Origin of the sequence: Novosphingobium sp. (genome assembly GCF_041905565.1) — a bacterium.
Lineage (GTDB): Bacteria > Pseudomonadota > Alphaproteobacteria > Sphingomonadales > Sphingomonadaceae > Novosphingobium.
In genome coordinates this window covers 20,774-37,426 of the sequence record NZ_JAYRKX010000011.1, presented here as the reverse complement: position 1 = coordinate 37,426, position 16,653 = coordinate 20,774, and the positions used below count along the sequence as shown (strand labels likewise).

Genomic DNA, 16,653 nt, shown 5'->3' with positions numbered 1-16,653 from the left:
CCGCAATCGTCGCTATGCGCGCCCCCGTCTCAAGGGGCGAAGTCACCTTTCAGCGTGGCGGTCGCCCCGTCAACGCATCCGATGCAAGGAACCAAGGCGCGTGGAGAATTCCGGCGGCATTACCGCAAGTTTGCAAGGGCGTTACGCCTCTGCGCTGTATGACCTGGCCAGCGAAGGCGGCAAGGTTACCGCTGTCGAATCCGACCTGGCCGGTCTGGGTCAGGCGATCGCCGAATCCGCCGATCTGGCCGCGCTGATTCGCAATCCGCGCGTCACCCGCGATGCCGCCTCCAGGGCGATGGAAGCGGTCGGCAAGCTGCTCAAGCTGTCGCCGCTGACGCAGAATTTCCTTGGCGTGCTGGCGGGCAACCGCCGCCTGGCCGTGCTGCCCGACGTGATCCGCGCCTTCGCCGCGATCGCCGCCGCCGCCCGCGGCGAGGTGAACGCCGAAGTGACCAGCGCCCATCCCCTCTCCGCCGCCCAGCTCAAGGCCCTGGCCGACAAGCTCAAGGCGCGCGAAGGCAAGGACGTGAAACTGACTGCCAAGGTCGATCCCGAGTTGCTCGGCGGCCTCGTCGTCAGGATCGGCTCGACCCAGATCGATTCGTCGATCCGCACCCGTTTGAACACTCTCGCGAACGCGATGAAAGGCTGAATGATGGATATCCGCGCCGCTGAAATCTCGAAGGTCATCAAGGACCAGATCGCCAGCTTCGGCACCGACGCCCAGGTCTCGGAAGTCGGGTCGGTTCTCTCGGTGGGTGACGGTATCGCCCGCATCCACGGTCTGGACCAGGTCCAGGCCGGTGAAATGGTCGAATTCGCCAACGGCGTGAAGGGCATGACCCTGAACCTCGAAACCGACAACGTCGGCGTCGTGATCTTCGGTTCGGACAGCGAAATCCGCGAAGGCGACGTCGTCAAGCGGACCGGCACCATCGTGGACGTCCCCGTCGGCAAGGGCCTGCTCGGCCGCGTGGTCGACGCCCTCGGCAACCCGATCGACGGCAAGGGCCCGATCGAAGCCGCCTCGCGCCAGCGCGTCGAAGTCAAGGCGCCGGGCATCATCCCGCGCCAGTCGGTCAACGAACCCGTCCAGACCGGCCTCAAGGCGATTGACGCCCTGGTGCCCGTGGGCCGCGGCCAGCGCGAACTGATCATCGGTGACCGCCAGACCGGCAAGACCGCCGTGGCGATCGACACCTTCATCAATCAGAAGGAAGTCAACCAGGGCACCGACGAAGGCAAGAAGCTGTACTGCATCTACGTCGCCGTCGGCCAGAAGCGCTCGACCGTGGCGCAGATCGTCCGCCAGCTCGAAGAAAACGGCGCGATGGAATATTCGATCGTGGTCGCCGCGACCGCCTCGGAACCCGCCCCGCTGCAGTACCTCGCGCCCTACACCGGCGCGACCATGGGCGAATTCTTCCGCGACAACGGCATGCACGCCGTGATCGTGTATGACGACCTTTCGAAGCAGGCCGTCGCCTATCGCCAGATGTCGCTGCTGCTGCGCCGCCCGCCGGGCCGCGAAGCCTATCCGGGCGACGTGTTCTATCTCCACAGCCGCCTGCTCGAACGTGCGGCCAAGATGAACGACAGCCAGGGCGGCGGTTCGCTGACCGCGCTGCCGATCATCGAAACCCAGGCGGGCGACGTGTCGGCCTACATTCCGACCAACGTGATCTCGATCACCGACGGCCAGATCTTCCTTGAAACCGGCCTGTTCTACCAGGGCGTCCGCCCGGCGATCAACGTCGGTCTGTCGGTCAGCCGCGTCGGCGGCGCCGCCCAGACCAAGGCGATGAAGAAGGTGTCGGGCTCGATCAAGCTCGAGCTGGCGCAGTACCGCGAAATGGCGGCCTTCGCGCAGTTCGGTTCGGACCTCGACGCTTCGACCCAGAAGCTGCTCAACCGCGGCGCGCGCCTGACGGAACTGCTCAAGCAGGCCCAGTTCAGCCCGCTGCCGTTCGAAGAGCAGACCGTGTCGATCTTCGCCGGCACCAACGGCTACCTCGATGGCATCGCCACCTCGGACGTGACCCGCTACGAAGCCGAAATGCTCAGCTTCATGCGCGACAAGCACGCCGATGTGCTCAAGCTGATCCGCGACAGCCGCGACTTTGGCGATGATGCCAAGAAGGGCACCGTTGCCGCGCTCGACGCTTTCGCGAAGCAGTTCGCCTGATCCGATTGAAAGGGTAAGGCTTCATGGCCTCGCTTAAGGAACTCAAAGGGCGGATCAACTCGGTCAAGTCGACCCAGAAGATCACCAAGGCCAAGCAGATGGTCGCAGCTGCAAAGCTGCGCCGGGCGCAGGCCAATGCCGAAGCCGCGCGTCCCTATGCGGCGCGCCTGGCCGAAGTGATGGGCTCGCTCGCCAGCAAGATCACCGTCAGCGAAAACAGCCCACGGCTGCTCGCCGGCACCGGCAAGGACCAGGTCCACCTGCTGGTGGTCGCCAACTCCGACAAGGGGCTGTGCGGCGCGTTCAACTCGAACATCGTCAAGGCCGCCCTGGCCGAGGCGCGCAGCCTTGAAGCTGCGGGCAAGACGGTGCTGTTCTACCTCGTCGGCCGCAAGGGCCGCGCGGTGATCCGGCGCAACTATCTGAACGCCGTGCTGGCCTCGTTCGACACCACCGACGTGCGCGAACCGGGTTTCGAGGAAGCCGAAAAGATCGCGAACGAGCTGGTTGCGCTGTACGACGCCGGCAAGTTCGACGTCGCGCACCTGTTCTTCTCGACTTTCAAGAGCGCGCTGGCCCAGGACCCGACCAAGGTCCAGATCATCCCCGTTCCCGCGCCCAAGGCCGTGGCCGCCGATGCCGGCGCCGTGGTCGAATACGAGCCGGAAGAGGAAGCGATCCTGGCCGAACTGCTGCCGCGCTACCTGCGCACCCAGCTGTTCGGGGCACTGCTGGAAAACCAGGCCAGCGAACAGGGCGCCTCGATGACCGCGATGGACAATGCCACGCGCAACGCGGGTGACCTGATCAACAAGCTGACCATCCAGTACAACCGCAGCCGCCAGGCCGCGATCACCACCGAACTCATCGAAATTATCGCGGGCGCGGAAGCGCTCTAAGAGATCCAAGGCAAGGAACGAGACATGGCAACCGAAGCCAAGACCACGACCCGCAAGAAGGCTGCCCCCAAGGCCGCCGCCAGCACCGCCAGCGGCAAGATCAGCCAGGTGATCGGCGCCGTCGTCGACGTCACCTTCGAAGGCGAACTGCCGGCGATCCTTTCGGCGCTCGAAACCGAGAACAACGGCAACCGCCTGGTCCTCGAAGTGGCGCAGCACCTGGGTGAAAACACCGTGCGCACCATCGCGATGGACGCGACCGACGGCCTGACCCGCGGTCAGCCGGTGTCGAGCACCGGCGCGCAGATTTCGGTCCCGGTTGGCCCGCGCACGCTGGGCCGCATCCTCAACGTCGTCGGCGATCCGATCGACGAACGCGGCCCGGTCGATACTGACATGCGCGCCCCGATCCACGCCAAGGCCCCCGAATTCGTCGAACAGTCGACCGAAGCGGCGATTCTGGTCACCGGCATCAAGGTCATCGACTTGCTCGCTCCCTACGCGAAGGGCGGCAAGATCGGCCTGTTCGGCGGCGCCGGCGTGGGCAAGACCGTGCTGATCCAGGAACTGATCAACAACATCGCCAAGGGTCACGGCGGCGTGTCGGTCTTCGCAGGCGTCGGTGAACGCACCCGCGAAGGTAACGACCTCTACCACGAATTCCTCGACGCCGGCGTTATCGCCAAGGACGCCGATGGCAACCCGACCCCCGATGGGTCGAAGGTGGCGCTCGTGTTCGGCCAGATGAACGAACCCCCGGGCGCCCGTGCCCGCGTTGCGCTCTCGGGCCTGACCATGGCTGAATACTTCCGCGACCAGGAAGGCCAGGACGTGCTGTTCTTCGTGGACAACATCTTCCGCTTCACCCAGGCCGGTTCGGAAGTGTCGGCGCTGCTCGGCCGTATTCCTTCGGCGGTGGGCTACCAGCCGACCCTGGCGACCGACATGGGCGCGTTGCAGGAACGCATCACCTCGACCACCAAGGGTTCGATCACCTCGGTCCAGGCGATCTACGTTCCCGCGGACGACCTTACCGACCCTGCGCCGGCCACCTCGTTCGCGCACCTTGACGCCACGACCACCCTATCGCGCGCGATCTCGGAACTCGGCATCTATCCGGCGGTGGACCCGCTGGACTCGACCAGCCGCGTGCTGACCCCGGCCGTTGTCGGCCAGGAGCACTACGACGTTGCCCGCCGCGTTCAGGAAACGCTGCAGAAGTACAAGTCGCTGCAGGACATCATCGCGATCCTGGGCATGGACGAGCTTTCGGAAGAAGATAAGCTCACCGTCGCCCGCGCGCGCAAGATCCAGCGCTTCCTGTCGCAGCCGTTCCACGTCGCCGAAGTGTTCACCAACATCCCGGGCAAGTTCGTCCAGGTGGAAGACACCGTGGCCTCGTTCAAGGCGGTTGTGGACGGCGAATACGACCACCTGCCCGAAGCCGCCTTCTACATGGTCGGCGGGATCGACGAAGCGGTCGCCAAGGCCAAGAAGCTGGCCGAGGAAGCCTGATGCTAACGGCAATTCTCCTTCTGGCCTCGTCTGTTGGTAGTCCAACAGACACCGGGTCAATGAAGGAGTTGCCGGACTTCATTAAAGATCAAACGTCATTAGAGCAGAGCTTCCGCGTTGCTGAGAAATGTCTCACAGCTTTTCGTGAGACGAGTGATCAATCAAAGCTTGAAAGCTTTGGTGCGGCGTTGTTAGCGCTTGAAGAACGCGAGGGCATGTCTAACTTGGCTGCACTTGCGTTGAACCGAGATTGCGCGATCTGGTTTCTCGGTCGAATGACAGGTGAAATTGATGCAGCTACAGCTGCTTCGGTAGGAAAGAAATAATGGCTCTCCACTTCGAACTCGTCACGCCGGCGCGGCTCGTGCGGTCCGAGGACGTTCACATGGTGATCGTCCCCGGCACCGAGGGCGAGTTCGGCGTGCTGGAGGGCCATGCGCCCTTCATGTCGACCGTCCGCGATGGCGCGATCAAGGTCTACAAGACCGAGAACGGCCAGCCGGAAGAAATCCTGGTCCAGGGCGGCTTTGCCGAAGTGGGTGCCAATGGCCTCACTGTGCTGGCCGAAAAGGTCGCCGACTAAGCCCGGCGCCACTGGCAAAGAAACGGGGCGGCCTTGCGGGGCCGCCCTTTTCATTTGTGGCTAACGGTTTGCCGCCGGTTGAAACCCCGCCGCGCAGCGGGCAACCATGCACGAATGGACGCAGCCCCGCCCGCTCCCCCGCCGCGCTGGACCGCATGGGCCGAAGCCGGCTGGCTGCTGGCCTTTGCCCTGCTGACCCGCTGGTCGGCATTGGGCGATGCCGGCTATTTCAATGACGAGCTGTTCTACTTCGCCGCCGGGCAGCACCTGCACGACGGGCTTCTGCCTTATGTCGATGTGTGGGACCGCAAGGGACCGGGGCTGTTCCTGACCTATTACCTGCTGGCGGCCCTCGGCAATTCGCCGCTGGCCTACCAGATCCCCGCGCTGCTGTTTGCAGCCGCCACGGCCTGGTGCATCCGCACGATCGCGCTGCGCTTTGCCAGCCGCACCGGTGCCATGGTCGGGGCGACGCTCTATCTGGCCGCGCTGCCGATGTTCGGCGGAGGCAGCGGGCAGACCCCGGTTTTCTACAACCTGTGGATGGCGCTGGCGGCGCTGCTGGTGCTGCGCGCCGGGCCAGCCTTGCGCGAAGGGCGCACGCCCCCGGGCGCGCTGCTGGCGATGGCCAGCGCGGGGTTTGCGATCACCTACAAGCAGACCGCGCTGTTCGAGGCCGGGTTCCTGGGCCTGTGGGCCGTCTGGCAACTGCGCCAATCGGGCCGGGCCGCGCTGCTGCCCGCCGCGCGGCTGGCGCTGGCGGGGATCGCGCCCTTTGCCCTGTTCGCGCTGGCCTTTGTCGCACTGGGTCATTTCCCGGAACTGCGCGACGCGATGATCGACGCCAACCTGCGCAAGGAGAACAACCCCACCGGCGACCAATTGGCCCGCGCCGGACGGCTGCTGTTCATGGGCTGGCCGATTGTGCTGGCCGCCGCGATCGGCATCTCCTGGCCGCGCGGTCCGGGGCGCGAGGGGCGCGGCTTCCTGGCCGGCTGGGTGCTGGCGGGCCTGATCGGCGTGGCCGCCGTGCCCAATTACTACGAACACTATGCCCTGCCCCTGCTGGTGCCGCTGTGCATCGCAGCGGCGCGGGCGCTGCGGCACGAGTTGTGGGGCCTTGGCGCAGGGGCGCTCGCGGTGCTCTATTGCCTGGCGGTGGGGCCGGCCTTCAACCTTACCGATCGCGCCCAGTCACGCGCCGCAATTGCCGCGCTGGAAGCCGAGATCCGGGCGCGCGATCCGCAGCCGCGGCTGTTCGTCTACCAGGGGCCGATGTCGCTCTACAACCGGCTGGGCAGCTATCCACCCAGCCCCCTGCTCGACAACTTCCACCTCTATTTTCCGCCCGAGGACAACGCCAGCCGGCTCGACACCCGAGCCGAGGTGGAGCGCATCCTGCGCTGGCAGCCCAGCGTGGTGATCGTGTTTGCCGATTGGCCGGCCGAGGAAGAAAACCAGCGCACCGCACCGTTGGTGCGCGCCTATGCCGCGCAGCATTGCCAGCTGTGGCTGCGTCGTCCGTGGCGCGAGGTGTTCCGGACCTACACGCTGGAGGTCCATGGCGATTGCCGCGCGGGCGGCTAGTTGCGCGCTTTCAGCAGTACCCAGGGCACCCGCGCGCCATCGAACTTCACCCGCGCATCGCGCTGGAAGAACGGCGGCATGTGATCGCCGACGATCAGGATGTCGGTGGGCGGCAGCGCCGGGTCCAACGCCATGTGGGTCAGGGCTTCGGACACGCGGTGATGGGTCAGGAACAGGCGGCACAGCATCGGCGGGCCATCGGCCAGCGCCGCACCGCCGAACGTGCAATTGTCGGTGCCCAGGGCCCGATCGGCCAGCACCGGCAGGTGCGAATTGAGCGTGACCCAGTAGAGCAGCTGCGGCGCCTTGGCCGTGCGCAGGCGCTGGGCCAGCAGCGGCGGCACGCTGGCATCGCAGGCTCCCGGGAAAACCCCGCCGCAGCCCTGCGCACCCTCGGCCCGCAGGTCCGCACCGAAGGCGCGATGCTGGAAGCCCAGCTTGGGCCACCACTGGGTGCGTTCGAAGAAGCTGCCATCGAAGCCGTGCAGCGCCTCGGTGCGGTAACCGGCGCGGGCGTAGCGTTCTGGCAGGCAGTCGATCTTGTCGAAGTCGGTAACGCGGTAGTCCGCCCAGACGCCGCACAGCTCGCGCAGTTCACCCGCCGTGGTCGAGCCGTGATAGGGCACGCTGCCGCGCGTCACATCATAGCGGCCGCGCCATTCCGGGCGGTTCCAGTCCGCCTCGAACAGGGCGCGTTCGCGCGGGTTGGTGGGCAGGCCCAGCGCTTCAACCAGCACCACCACCAGGTGGCGGCGGCGCGGCCCCGGCTGGTCCAGCCCGGCGGCGCGGATCGCGGAATCGAACGGCGCGCCGGCCTGCGGCAGCCCGACATAGCTGCCCGCGGTGCGCGCGGTCGCGATATTGTCGATATTGGTCATGCCCAGCACGGCGAGCAGGGCCAGCGCCCAGTGACGCAGGCCAGACAGGCGCGGACTGCGCGGTGCGAGCCACCAGCCCGCCGCCATCGCCCCCGCCACTACCAGCGCGCCCAGCGCGTATTCGGGCGAGCGCAGCGGGCGCACTTCGCGCAGGAAGGGCAGCAACAGCTCGTAATTGTAGAGCGTGATATTGAACACCGCGCCGACATAGACCGTGGCCATGGCCAGCGGCAGCAGGGTCAGCACCGCGCGGCGCGCCCCCAGCCAGGGCAGCAGCGAAGCGGCCAGCGCGAACAGACCGAAGCCCAGCAGATAGCGCCCCATCGGCGGCCCGCCGACCGGCCACATCAGGATCACCGCAAGGTTGGGTACAACCAGCCAGGCCAGCGCCCAAAGCCACGGGAAGCCATGAAGGACCGGAAGTTTCAAGCCACGCGCCTCTGCAATTGCCCCGCCTGCCTAGCCCGGCATGGTTAAGGGCGGGTTAGCGGCGGCGGCTGGCGGTGCGGGCGTGGAAATCGGGATCCTTGTTCGCCACCCAGGCCAGGAACCTTGCCATCTGGGCATGTTCGCGCAGGCGTTCCACCGCGAGCCCGATACGGTGCAGTTCGGCATTGCTGAAATTGGCGTGGATCGCCTGGTGGCAGATCGCGTGGACCCGCACCACATCGCGGCCCTTGCGGCTTTTCGGGACGGGGTGGTGCCATTCGGTCACCGCGCCCATTGGCCGTTCGCACAGCCAGCAGCGCTTGATGGCAGGCGCGCCGGTCTCGGCCTTGTCCTTCAATCGGTCCCTGCCACTTCGCGCACACGGCCTGCCCGCCACAGATACAGCCCTGCGCCGATAATGATCGCCGCGCCCAGCAGGCTCATCGCATCGGGATGGTTGTCGAACATCAGCCACCCGGCCAGCGTCGCGACCAGCAGTTGGACATAGGTCATCGGCGCAACCGTGGCCGCCCCGGCGCGGGTCGTGCCCATGAAGATCAACCAGTGCGCGCAAGTGGCCGAACAGGCGACCAGCGCGCAGCGGGCCAGCACGCTCCAATGCGGCCAGTGCACGGCAAACCGCTCGATCCCGCTGAAATGCAGGCCTGTGGTGGCAAGGATCAGAAACGGTGAGGCGATCGCCGCGACGAAGAACTGCATCGCCAGCGCCGATCCCTTGCCCGCAACGAAGCGGTTGCCGATCATCAGCACGCTCATCCCCAGGGCCGACAGCAGCGGCAGCAGCGCCGCCCACCCGGCGGTCAGGAAATTGGGCCGCAGCACCACCAGCACGCCGATGAACGCGATGATCGAGGCGATCACCGTTTCGCGCCGCGCCGGTTCGCCCAGCAGCAGCGCGGCGAGCAGCGCGGTCAGCATCGGGCTGGTAAAGGTGATCGAAGTGGCAGTGGCCAGCGGCAGCACGAAGATCGCGGAAAAGAACCCGACCGTCGCCAGCGCCACCGCCGCGCCGCGCAGGATCTGTGCGCCGGGCGCCGGCATGATGAACGCTCGCGGCCCTTCGCGCCACAGCAGCACCGCGCCCAGCCCCACGGCGCCCAGCACGTAGCGGGTCATCGCGATGGCGGTCGGCGCCCACTGCCCGGACATGGTCTTGACCACCGCATCCCCGCACGAAAGCAGGGCGAACCCCGCCAAGGCATACAGCAATCCGGTGGTTTCAGCGCGGCGCAAGTCAGCTTCCCCCTGCTCTGCCCGCTGTCCTAGGCCGCCGTGCAGCTGGATGCCAGAGGGGCGCGCAAACCTTTACCCGCTGTTTACGACTTATCCTTAACAAGGTGTCACCGGCACCCATCAGGAAAGGGCGTCGGCGGGGGCCCATGACCAAGCTGATCATCCAGATCCCGTGCTTCAACGAGGCGGAAAACCTGCCCGATACGCTGGTGGCCCTGCCCCGGCGGATCCCGGGCGTCGACCAGATCGAAGTGCTGGTGATCGACGATGGCAGCCACGACGGCACCGCCGAGGTCGCGCGCCGCTTCGGGGTGCAGCACGTGGTCCGCCACCGCCGCAACCGGGGCCTGGCCGCCGCGTTCCAGAGCGGACTGGACGCCGCGCTGGCCGCCGGGGCCGACATCGTGGTCAACACCGATGCCGACGGACAATACGAAGGCGCCGACATCGCCAAGCTGGTCGCGCCGATCGTCGCGCGCGAGGCGGACATCGTGATCGGAGATCGCGGCGTCGCCAACAACGCGCATTTCGGGCCGTTCAAGCGCCTGCTCCAGCGCATGGGCAGTTCGGTGGTGCGCCGCCTGTCGCGCACCGAGGTGACCGACGCGGTCAGCGGGTTCCGCGCGATCAGTCGCACCGCTGCCCAGCGCATCACCATCACCACCGAGTTTTCCTATACCACCGACATGCTGATCCAGGCCGGGCGCAAGCGGCTGAAGATCGTTTCGGTGCCGATCCGCACCCATGCGGCGGTGCGCCCGTCGCGGCTGTTCACTTCGATCCCGCAGTTCATTTCGCGCCAGCTGATGACCATGGCGCGGGCCTATGCCACCTACAACCCGCTGCGCACCTTCGCGCTGATCGGCGCGGCGGTGAGCCTGGTCGGGCTGCTGCCGATCCTGCGCTTCCTCTATTTCTGGGCCACGGGCGATGGCCAGGGCCACGTGCAATCGCTGGTGCTGGGCGGCTCGCTGCTGGTGCTGGGAGTCCTGACCGGGCTGATGGGCGTGCTGGCCGACCTGATCGGCGCCAACCGCAAGCTGCTCGAAGCGACGCTGAAACACGTTCGCCAGCTGGAGGAACAGGTCGCCCGGCTTGAGCCGCAAGCGCCCGCAAGCCCCGTTCAGAACACCGACCGGGCCGCGTGACGCCCGCGCCGTCCAGCCCCGCGCCGCCGCCCGCCAAAGGCAGCGGCCTGACGCTGGTAATGCTGGCGCTGGTCCTGGCGCTGCAGCTGGCCATGGTGTTCCAGCGCGCGATCAACGAGGACGAATTCTTCCATTACAGCCAGGTCCACCGGCTGGTTGCCGGGGCCTTGGCCGAACCCTTGCAGACGCTCTACACCCGCGCTTTCGCTTGGGTGACCGTGCTGCCCGGCGACGGGATCGATCACATCGTGGTCATCCGCCTGTTCATGCTGGGCTGCGAAGCTGTGACGCTGGCCTGCCTGTTCGGCGTGGCCACCCGCTTTGCCAGCCGTCAGGCCGCTTGGCTGGCCGTGCTGTCCTATGCCGGGGGCGGCTATGTGTTCCAGCACGCCGCCTCGTTCCGGTTCGATAGTCCGGCCGCGGCGCTGCTGATGTTGGCCGCGCTGGCACTGCTGCGCGCGCGGCTGAACTGGAGCGCGATCGCCGCGATCGGCCTGCTGCTGGGCACGGCCACCGTGCTGACGATCAAGGCGGTGCTCTATGCCCCGGTGTTCGCCGGCATTGCCTGGCTGCGCTGGACCGAAGCGGGACGCAGCTCGGCCATGCTGGTGCGGCTGGGCGCCATTGCGCTGGCCGCTGCCGCCGCTTTCGCGCTGGTCTACGCCCTGCATGCGAGCACGCTGGGCGCCGCCGCCGATGGCGAAGCGCGCGCCGTGGTCAGCCGCGCGGGCAGCAAGATGTTCGGCCTTGGCCTACCGCCCTATTGGCAGCACCACCTGAAGGGTATGGCGATTGCGCCACTCGTCACGCTGCTGGCGCTTTGCTTTCCCATGGTGCTGCGCGGTGATGTGCGCCCCGCAGCGGAAAAGGCCGCCCTGGCGGGACTGTTCCTGCCGCTGGCGACGCTGCTGTTCTATCACAACACCGCGCCCTATTACTTCGTGTTCATGCTCGCCCCGGTCTGCGCCGCGCTGGCAATCGTGCTGGATCGGGCGCTGCCGCGTTACGGTGCGGCGCGGATCGCGCTGCTGCTGGGCGGCCTGGCCCTCGCGCTGTGGGCGGTGGAAGACCGCGCGATCATCCAGCGCCAGCGCGCACTGGTCAACGCGGGCGAGCGCCTGCTGCCCCAGCATCCGGCCTATTTCGACGGTTTCGCCATGCTGGGCGCGATGCCCAAGGCCAACGTGTTCATGACCCCCTGGGGCACTGAACAGTACCTGAAAGGGCAGGAATCCAGCCTCAGCGACACGCTGGCCGCCCGGCCCGTGCCGCTGGTGCTGGAAAACAAGGACGCCTTCACCGCCGCGCTGCGCAGCCGCCAGCCGGTGGGCGATTTCCTGCCGCAAGACCTGGCACTGCTGCGCCGCGTCTATGTCAACCTGTGGGGGCCGCTGTGGCTGGCCGGGTTTGATGTGCCCGCAGGTGACAGCATGACGATCACGGTCGAAGTGCCCGGCCCCTACACGCTCCACGCCGCGCAACCAGTGACGGTAGACGGCATCGCCCGCGCCCCCGGCACGGTGTTCGAACTGACGCGCGGCCCGCACACCATCGCCCCGCGCACCGCGCCCCTGCGGCTGCTGTGGGGGGATCGGATCAAGGCCCCGGCCACGCCGCCCCCCGCCCCGCCCTATCTGCTGCCCTACTGACATGATGGACCGCGCCCCCGCCCTGCCCAACCTGACGCAGCGCGCACTCATGTGGCGCGCGCGGCTGCGTGACGGCGCGCAGGCCTGGCGGCTGCCGCTAACCTTGCTGGGTGCGGGCCTGTTCATCGGCGGGTCGTGGCTGTCGTTCCGCCACCTTGGCGTCTCTCCCGCTGATCTGCGGCCTGGCCCGCTGCTGGCGCAACTGCTGCTCACCCCACTGTCGCTGCTCTACGGCGGGATCGGAATGACGCTGCTGGCGCGTGGTGCCGGGATGCATATCCCGCTGCGCCGCGCCACCGCGCAATCCAGCTATGCCACGCTGGCCGAAATCCTGCCAATCCCGGGCGGCGCGCTGGTCCGCGCCGGGGCCCTGATGGCCGGCGGCGCGCGCCCGGCGCAAAGCTGGGCGCTGGTGCTGCTGGCGGCGGTGATGTGGATTTCGCTCGCCGCGCTGGGCTGCGGGCTGACGCTGATCGGCCACGACGCCTTTGGAGGGCCACTGCTGGCGCTGGCCGGGCTGGCAGGCACGCTTGCATCCTGCCTGGGGCTGGCGCGGATGGCCGATTGGCGCACCGCGCTGCTCAACCTGGGACACCGCCTGGCCGGACTGGCACTGCTGGCGGTGCGGCTGCAACTGGCTTTCCTGTGCCTGGGCGTGGCCTTGCCGCTCGGCGATACGCTGCCCTTCGCGCTGGCCAATATCGCCGGTTCCGCCGCTTCGATCGCCCCGGCCGGGCTGGGCATCAGCGAAAGCTTTGCCGCGGGCGCGGCCGGCTGGGTCGCGGTCGCGCCTGCCGCCGGGTTCCTCGCCGTAGGGCTCGACCGGGTGATCCTGCTGGCGGCGAGCGCCCTGTTCGCGCTGGCGACGCTGCACTGGCGGCAGGAACCCGCGCAATGACCCGCCCCGCGCATCACCGGCTGGTCTGGGGCACTTTCGATACCGGCAAGCCGCGCGTTCGGATGCTGGTCGAAGCGCTGCGGCAGGACGATCCGGACGTGCCGGTCTGCCACCGCAATCCGTGGCAAGGGATCGAGGACAAAAGCCAGCTGCGCGGCCTGCGGGCCAGGCTGGCGGTGTTGCTGCGCTGGCTGTTGGCCTATCCGGCGCTGATCCTGGCCTACCTGCGCGCGCCGGCGCACCGGGTGGTGGTGGTGCCCTATCCCGGCAATCTCGACGTGCTGGTGCTGTGGCCGTTCGCCCGGCTGCGCGGCGCAAAGATCTGCTGGGACATGTTCATTTCGCTTTACGACACCGCGGTGATCGACCGGGGCCTGCTGCGCCCGGGCGGGATCGCGGCGCGGTTGCTGTACGCCAGCGAATGGCTCTCTACCCGCGCCGCCGACCTGGTGCTGCTCGATACCCGCGCCCATGCCGATCATGTCGGCGCGCTCTACCACCTGCCAGCCGCAAGGCTCGGCGCATTCTGGGTCGGTGCGGAGCAGGACCTGTTCCGCCGCGCCGCCACGCCGCCGCCGGTCGAGCCACTGCGCGTGCTGTTCTATGGCCAGTTCATCCCGCTGCACGGACTGGATACCATCGTCGAAGCGATCACCCGGATCGAACGGGATGCTGCCGCTCCCCCGCTGCACTTCACCATTGTCGGCACGGGTCAGGAGCAACCCCGGATCGACGCGCTGATCGCCCGGCTGGGTCTGCGCAGCGTAGAACGCATCGAGTGGGTCGACTATGCTCATCTGCCCGCGCTGATCGAACAGAGCGCGATCTGCCTTGGCGTGTTCGCGCCCGATGGCAAGGCGGCGCGGGTGATCCCGAACAAGGTGTTCCAGATCCTGGCCGTGGGCCGCCCGCTGGTAACCATGGACGGCCCGGCGATCCGCGAAATCGCGCAGCCCGGCCCGGCCGTGCGGCTGGTTCCGCCGGGCGATCCAGCAGCTCTGGCCGCTGCGCTGACGGACCTGGCGCGGGACCTGCGCCAACCGGGCGGCGCTGCGGCGATCCACGCTGCCGCCCGGGCTGCCATGCCGATTGTCGATGTGCGCACGGTGCGCGCCCAGTTCTGCCAGGCTACGGAGCCCCTGTGATGACCACCAGCCAAGTAACCGTGGACCGCCAGTACGGCGCCGTGCTGGAAGGCCGCTGGGTGCCCGCCCCGCGCTTTGTCCTGCGGCGCGACCGGGCGCTGGCGGCGATCCGCCACCTGCCGGTGGGCCGGGTGGTCGAAGTCGGCTGCGGATCGGGCGCGCTGCTGCGCGAACTGGCGGTGCGAAGACACGAATGCCACGGCATCGAAACCTCGCCCGATGCGCTGGACGTGGCCGGGCAGATGCTGGCCGGCTTTCCCGGGGCGCGGATCAGCGACGGCCCGCAGGACGGCTGGGAAGGCAGCTTTGATACGCTCCTGTCGTTCGACGTGCTCGAACATATCGAGCATGATGTGGAAGCGCTGCGGCAATGGGTCAGCTGGCTGAAGCCCGGCGGGACCGCCGTGTTGTCAATGCCGGCCCACCGCGCGATGTGGAGCCCGCGCGACGCGTGGATCGGGCACTATCGCCGTTATGACAAGGCCGACATGCTGGAACTGGCGCAGGCGGCCGGGCTGAAAGTGCAGCGGCTGGAATGCTATGGCTTTCCGCTGGCCAATTTCACGCACTGGCTGGGCAACCGCGCGATGCGCGGGCAGGACTATGCCGGCGGCGCGCAGGACATGGCCGGAGCAACCGCCGCCAGCGGGACCGACCGGCGCTCCGAACTGCGCCTGTTCGGTTACCAGCGCTCGCCCGTGGGCCGCGCGATCATGGCCGCCGCCTGCCTCGCGCAGCGCCCATTTCTGGGCACGGGATTCGGCGATGGCTACCTGATGGTCGCAACTCGGCCGTGAAATCAGCGACTTGTGCGAATGGTCCGCATATTAGGAAAAATTCAAAGTTTCCGACCTATTCACCATTCCGATAAGCCGAAGGGTATCCATGCCCCCGGCACTAGAAGAACGACAGTTCAAGGGTAAACCGCGATGAGTGCATTCGGTCGACGCAGCGGAGTAGGAGGCATGGCGCCGGGCGCCCGGCCGCAATTCGGCGTGGCGCGTCCGATGAAGGGCGGGATCGATGCCGCCCGCCCCGGTGGCGACCAGTTCCCTCCCCTGCCCGGCGAGGAAGCGGCCCAGCCGCTGCCCCCGATTGGCGGCGGCGCGGATAACCTCAAAGCCGATGCGATGACCCGCCTGCAAGACCGGGTCAACGGCATTGCCGAGGCGAACTACGAAGCGCAGGGCTTTGAAGCGTCGGTTCACAAGATCAAGGAACAGGTGCTGCCGCGCCTGCTCGAACGCGTCGATCCCGAAGCGGCGGCTACGCTGACCAAGGACGAACTGTCCGAGGAATTCCGCCCGATCATCATGGAAGTTCTGGCGGAACTGAAAGTCACCCTCAACCGGCGCGAACAGTTCGCGCTGGAAAAGGTGCTGATCGACGAATTGCTCGGCTTCGGACCGCTCGAAGAACTGCTCAACGATCCCGACGTGTCGGACATCATGGTCAACGGGCCCGAGCAGACCTACATCGAAAAGAAGGGCAAGCTGCAGATCGCGCCGATCCGGTTCCGCGATGAACAGCACCTGTTCCAGATCGCTCAGCGCATCGTCAACCAGGTCGGCCGCCGCGTCGACCAGACCACCCCGCTGTGCGACGCGCGTCTCAAGGACGGCAGCCGCGTCAACGTTATCGTGCCGCCGCTTTCGCTGCGCGGCACCGCGATCTCGATTCGTAAGTTTTCCGAAAAGCCGATCACCATCGACATGCTGCGCGACTTCGGGTCGATGAGCGACAAGATGGCAACCGCGCTGAAGATCGCCGGCGCCTGCCGGATGAACATCGTCATCTCGGGCGGTACGGGTTCGGGCAAGACCACCATGCTCAACGCCCTGTCGAAGATGATCGACCCGGGCGAACGCGTTCTGACCATCGAGGACGCGGCGGAACTGCGCCTGCAACAGCCGCACTGGCTGCCGCTGGAAACCCGCCCGCCTAACCTGGAAGGCCAGGGCGCGATCACCATCGGCGACCTCGTCAAGAACGCCCTGCGTATGCGTCCGGACCGGATCATCCTGGGCGAAATTCGCGGCGCGGAATGTTTCGACCTGCTCGCCGCGATGAACACTGGCCACGACGGCTCGATGTGTACGCTGCACGCCAACAACCCGCGCGAATGCCTGGGCCGTATGGAAAACATGATCCTGATGGGCGACATCAAGATCCCCAAGGAAGCCATTTCGCGCCAGATCGCCGAATCGGTCGACCTGATCGTCCAGGTAAAGCGCCTGCGCGACGGTTCGCGCCGCACCACCGAAATCACCGAGGTGATCGGGATGGAAGGCGACGTGATCGTCACCCAGTCGCTGTTCAAGTTCGAGTATCTCGACGAAACCGACGACGGCAAGATCATCGGCGAATTCCGCGCCTCGGGCCTGCGTCCCTACACCCTGGAAAAGGCCCGCCAGTTCGGCTTCGACCAAGCCTTCCTGGAAGCCTGCCTGTAAGGACTTCGTTTGCGCGTTGCGGCACAG

Annotated in this window: 16 protein-coding genes; 13 read left to right on the top strand and 3 right to left on the bottom strand. The window is 67.2% G+C overall.

The genetic code is table 11. The annotated features are described in order from the left end of the window. Positions 1 to 100 precede the first annotated feature (100 nt). The 7 genes from ACE3N9_RS10235 to ACE3N9_RS10205 all read left to right on the top strand — a co-directional run bounded on the left by ACE3N9_RS10235 (position 101) and on the right by ACE3N9_RS10205 (position 6,772). A complete protein-coding gene (locus ACE3N9_RS10235; protein WP_374283491.1) occupies positions 101 to 655 on the top strand; it encodes a F0F1 ATP synthase subunit delta in 555 nt (184 codons plus the stop codon). Between the two features lie 3 nt (positions 656 to 658). Continuing rightward, positions 659 to 2,188, top strand: a complete 1,530-nt coding sequence (gene atpA, locus ACE3N9_RS10230) for a F0F1 ATP synthase subunit alpha (RefSeq protein ID WP_374283666.1) — start codon at positions 659 to 661, stop codon at positions 2,186 to 2,188. Between the two features lie 23 nt (positions 2,189 to 2,211). Beyond that, positions 2,212 to 3,087 (top strand): F0F1 ATP synthase subunit gamma, encoded by an 876-nt coding sequence (locus tag ACE3N9_RS10225; RefSeq protein WP_374283489.1) that lies wholly within the window; start codon positions 2,212 to 2,214, stop codon positions 3,085 to 3,087. Positions 3,088 to 3,111: 24 nt separating this feature from the next. Continuing rightward, positions 3,112 to 4,602 (top strand): F0F1 ATP synthase subunit beta, encoded by a 1,491-nt coding sequence (gene atpD, locus ACE3N9_RS10220; RefSeq protein WP_374283487.1) that lies wholly within the window; start codon positions 3,112 to 3,114, stop codon positions 4,600 to 4,602. A gap of 59 nt (positions 4,603 to 4,661) precedes the next feature. After that, positions 4,662 to 4,928, top strand: a complete 267-nt coding sequence (locus tag ACE3N9_RS10215) for a hypothetical protein (RefSeq protein ID WP_374283485.1) — start codon at positions 4,662 to 4,664, stop codon at positions 4,926 to 4,928. Further along, positions 4,928 to 5,185, top strand: coding sequence for an ATP synthase F1 subunit epsilon (locus ACE3N9_RS10210; RefSeq protein ID WP_374283483.1), 258 nt, complete (start codon positions 4,928 to 4,930; stop codon positions 5,183 to 5,185). Before ACE3N9_RS10215 ends, ACE3N9_RS10210 begins: the two co-directional genes overlap by 1 nt. Before the next feature lie 114 nt (positions 5,186 to 5,299). Continuing rightward, complete coding sequence (locus ACE3N9_RS10205) at positions 5,300 to 6,772, top strand: hypothetical protein (protein ID WP_374283481.1); 1,473 nt, start codon at positions 5,300 to 5,302, stop codon at positions 6,770 to 6,772. Here the strand turns inward: ACE3N9_RS10205 and ACE3N9_RS10200 are convergent. The 3 genes from ACE3N9_RS10200 to ACE3N9_RS10190 are packed head-to-tail and all read right to left on the bottom strand — an operon-like array spanning position 6,769 to position 9,333. Then, positions 6,769 to 8,079 (bottom strand): sulfatase-like hydrolase/transferase, encoded by a 1,311-nt coding sequence (locus ACE3N9_RS10200; protein ID WP_374283479.1) that lies wholly within the window; start codon positions 8,077 to 8,079, stop codon positions 6,769 to 6,771. The two genes, ACE3N9_RS10205 and ACE3N9_RS10200, sit on opposite strands and share 4 nt — an antisense overlap. A 55-nt stretch (positions 8,080 to 8,134) precedes the next feature. Beyond that, complete coding sequence (locus tag ACE3N9_RS10195) at positions 8,135 to 8,374, bottom strand: HNH endonuclease (RefSeq protein WP_374283664.1); 240 nt, start codon at positions 8,372 to 8,374, stop codon at positions 8,135 to 8,137. 59 nt (positions 8,375 to 8,433) lie between these two features. Then, the gene (locus ACE3N9_RS10190; RefSeq protein ID WP_374283477.1) at positions 8,434 to 9,333 is read right to left on the bottom strand and encodes a DMT family transporter; all 900 of its coding nucleotides are present in this window, start codon (positions 9,331 to 9,333) and stop codon (positions 8,434 to 8,436) included. Between the two features lie 146 nt (positions 9,334 to 9,479). Here ACE3N9_RS10190 and ACE3N9_RS10185 point away from each other — a divergent pair, with 146 nt between their 5' ends. From ACE3N9_RS10185 to ACE3N9_RS10160, 6 genes are all read left to right on the top strand, one after another. Further along, the gene (locus ACE3N9_RS10185) at positions 9,480 to 10,481 is read left to right on the top strand and encodes a glycosyltransferase family 2 protein (RefSeq protein ID WP_374283476.1); all 1,002 of its coding nucleotides are present in this window, start codon (positions 9,480 to 9,482) and stop codon (positions 10,479 to 10,481) included. Then, positions 10,478 to 12,130, top strand: coding sequence for a hypothetical protein (locus ACE3N9_RS10180; RefSeq protein ID WP_374283475.1), 1,653 nt, complete (start codon positions 10,478 to 10,480; stop codon positions 12,128 to 12,130). The genes ACE3N9_RS10185 and ACE3N9_RS10180 overlap by 4 nt, the downstream gene beginning before the upstream one ends. Position 12,131: 1 nt before the next feature. Next, positions 12,132 to 13,028, top strand: coding sequence for a hypothetical protein (locus ACE3N9_RS10175; RefSeq protein WP_374283473.1), 897 nt, complete (start codon positions 12,132 to 12,134; stop codon positions 13,026 to 13,028). Then, positions 13,025 to 14,173 carry a glycosyltransferase gene (locus tag ACE3N9_RS10170; protein WP_374283471.1) on the top strand — a complete coding sequence of 383 codons (1,149 nt, stop codon included), beginning with the start codon at positions 13,025 to 13,027 and terminating at the stop codon, positions 14,171 to 14,173. The genes ACE3N9_RS10175 and ACE3N9_RS10170 overlap by 4 nt, the downstream gene beginning before the upstream one ends. Further along, entirely contained in the window at positions 14,173 to 14,970 is a 798-nt protein-coding gene (locus ACE3N9_RS10165; protein WP_374283469.1) for a methyltransferase domain-containing protein, read from the top strand. Before ACE3N9_RS10170 ends, ACE3N9_RS10165 begins: the two co-directional genes overlap by 1 nt. 132 nt (positions 14,971 to 15,102) lie before the next feature. After that, positions 15,103 to 16,626: a CpaF family protein gene (locus tag ACE3N9_RS10160; RefSeq protein WP_374283466.1), complete on the top strand. Its 1,524-nt coding sequence runs from the start codon at positions 15,103 to 15,105 to the stop codon at positions 16,624 to 16,626. Positions 16,627 to 16,653: the final 27 nt, after the last annotated feature.

Bases quoted from the DNA above. Each gene is read 5' to 3' on its own strand.
- ACE3N9_RS10165 (WP_374283469.1), top strand. From the start codon at position 14,173: ATGACCACCAGCCAAGTAACCGTGGACCGCCAGTACGGCGCCGTGCTG.
- ACE3N9_RS10210 (WP_374283483.1), top strand. From the start codon at position 4,928: ATGGCTCTCCACTTCGAACTCGTCACGCCGGCGCGGCTCGTGCGGTCC.
- atpD (WP_374283487.1), top strand. From the start codon at position 3,112: ATGGCAACCGAAGCCAAGACCACGACCCGCAAGAAGGCTGCCCCCAAG.
- ACE3N9_RS10215 (WP_374283485.1), top strand. From the start codon at position 4,662: ATGAAGGAGTTGCCGGACTTCATTAAAGATCAAACGTCATTAGAGCAG.
- ACE3N9_RS10195 (WP_374283664.1), bottom strand. From the start codon at position 8,374: ATGGGCGCGGTGACCGAATGGCACCACCCCGTCCCGAAAAGCCGCAAG.
- ACE3N9_RS10175 (WP_374283473.1), top strand. From the start codon at position 12,132: ATGATGGACCGCGCCCCCGCCCTGCCCAACCTGACGCAGCGCGCACTC.
- ACE3N9_RS10170 (WP_374283471.1), top strand. From the start codon at position 13,025: ATGACCCGCCCCGCGCATCACCGGCTGGTCTGGGGCACTTTCGATACC.
- ACE3N9_RS10160 (WP_374283466.1), top strand. From the start codon at position 15,103: ATGAGTGCATTCGGTCGACGCAGCGGAGTAGGAGGCATGGCGCCGGGC.
- ACE3N9_RS10185 (WP_374283476.1), top strand. From the start codon at position 9,480: ATGACCAAGCTGATCATCCAGATCCCGTGCTTCAACGAGGCGGAAAAC.
- ACE3N9_RS10225 (WP_374283489.1), top strand. From the start codon at position 2,212: ATGGCCTCGCTTAAGGAACTCAAAGGGCGGATCAACTCGGTCAAGTCG.
- atpA (WP_374283666.1), top strand. From the start codon at position 659: ATGGATATCCGCGCCGCTGAAATCTCGAAGGTCATCAAGGACCAGATC.
- ACE3N9_RS10205 (WP_374283481.1), top strand. From the start codon at position 5,300: ATGGACGCAGCCCCGCCCGCTCCCCCGCCGCGCTGGACCGCATGGGCC.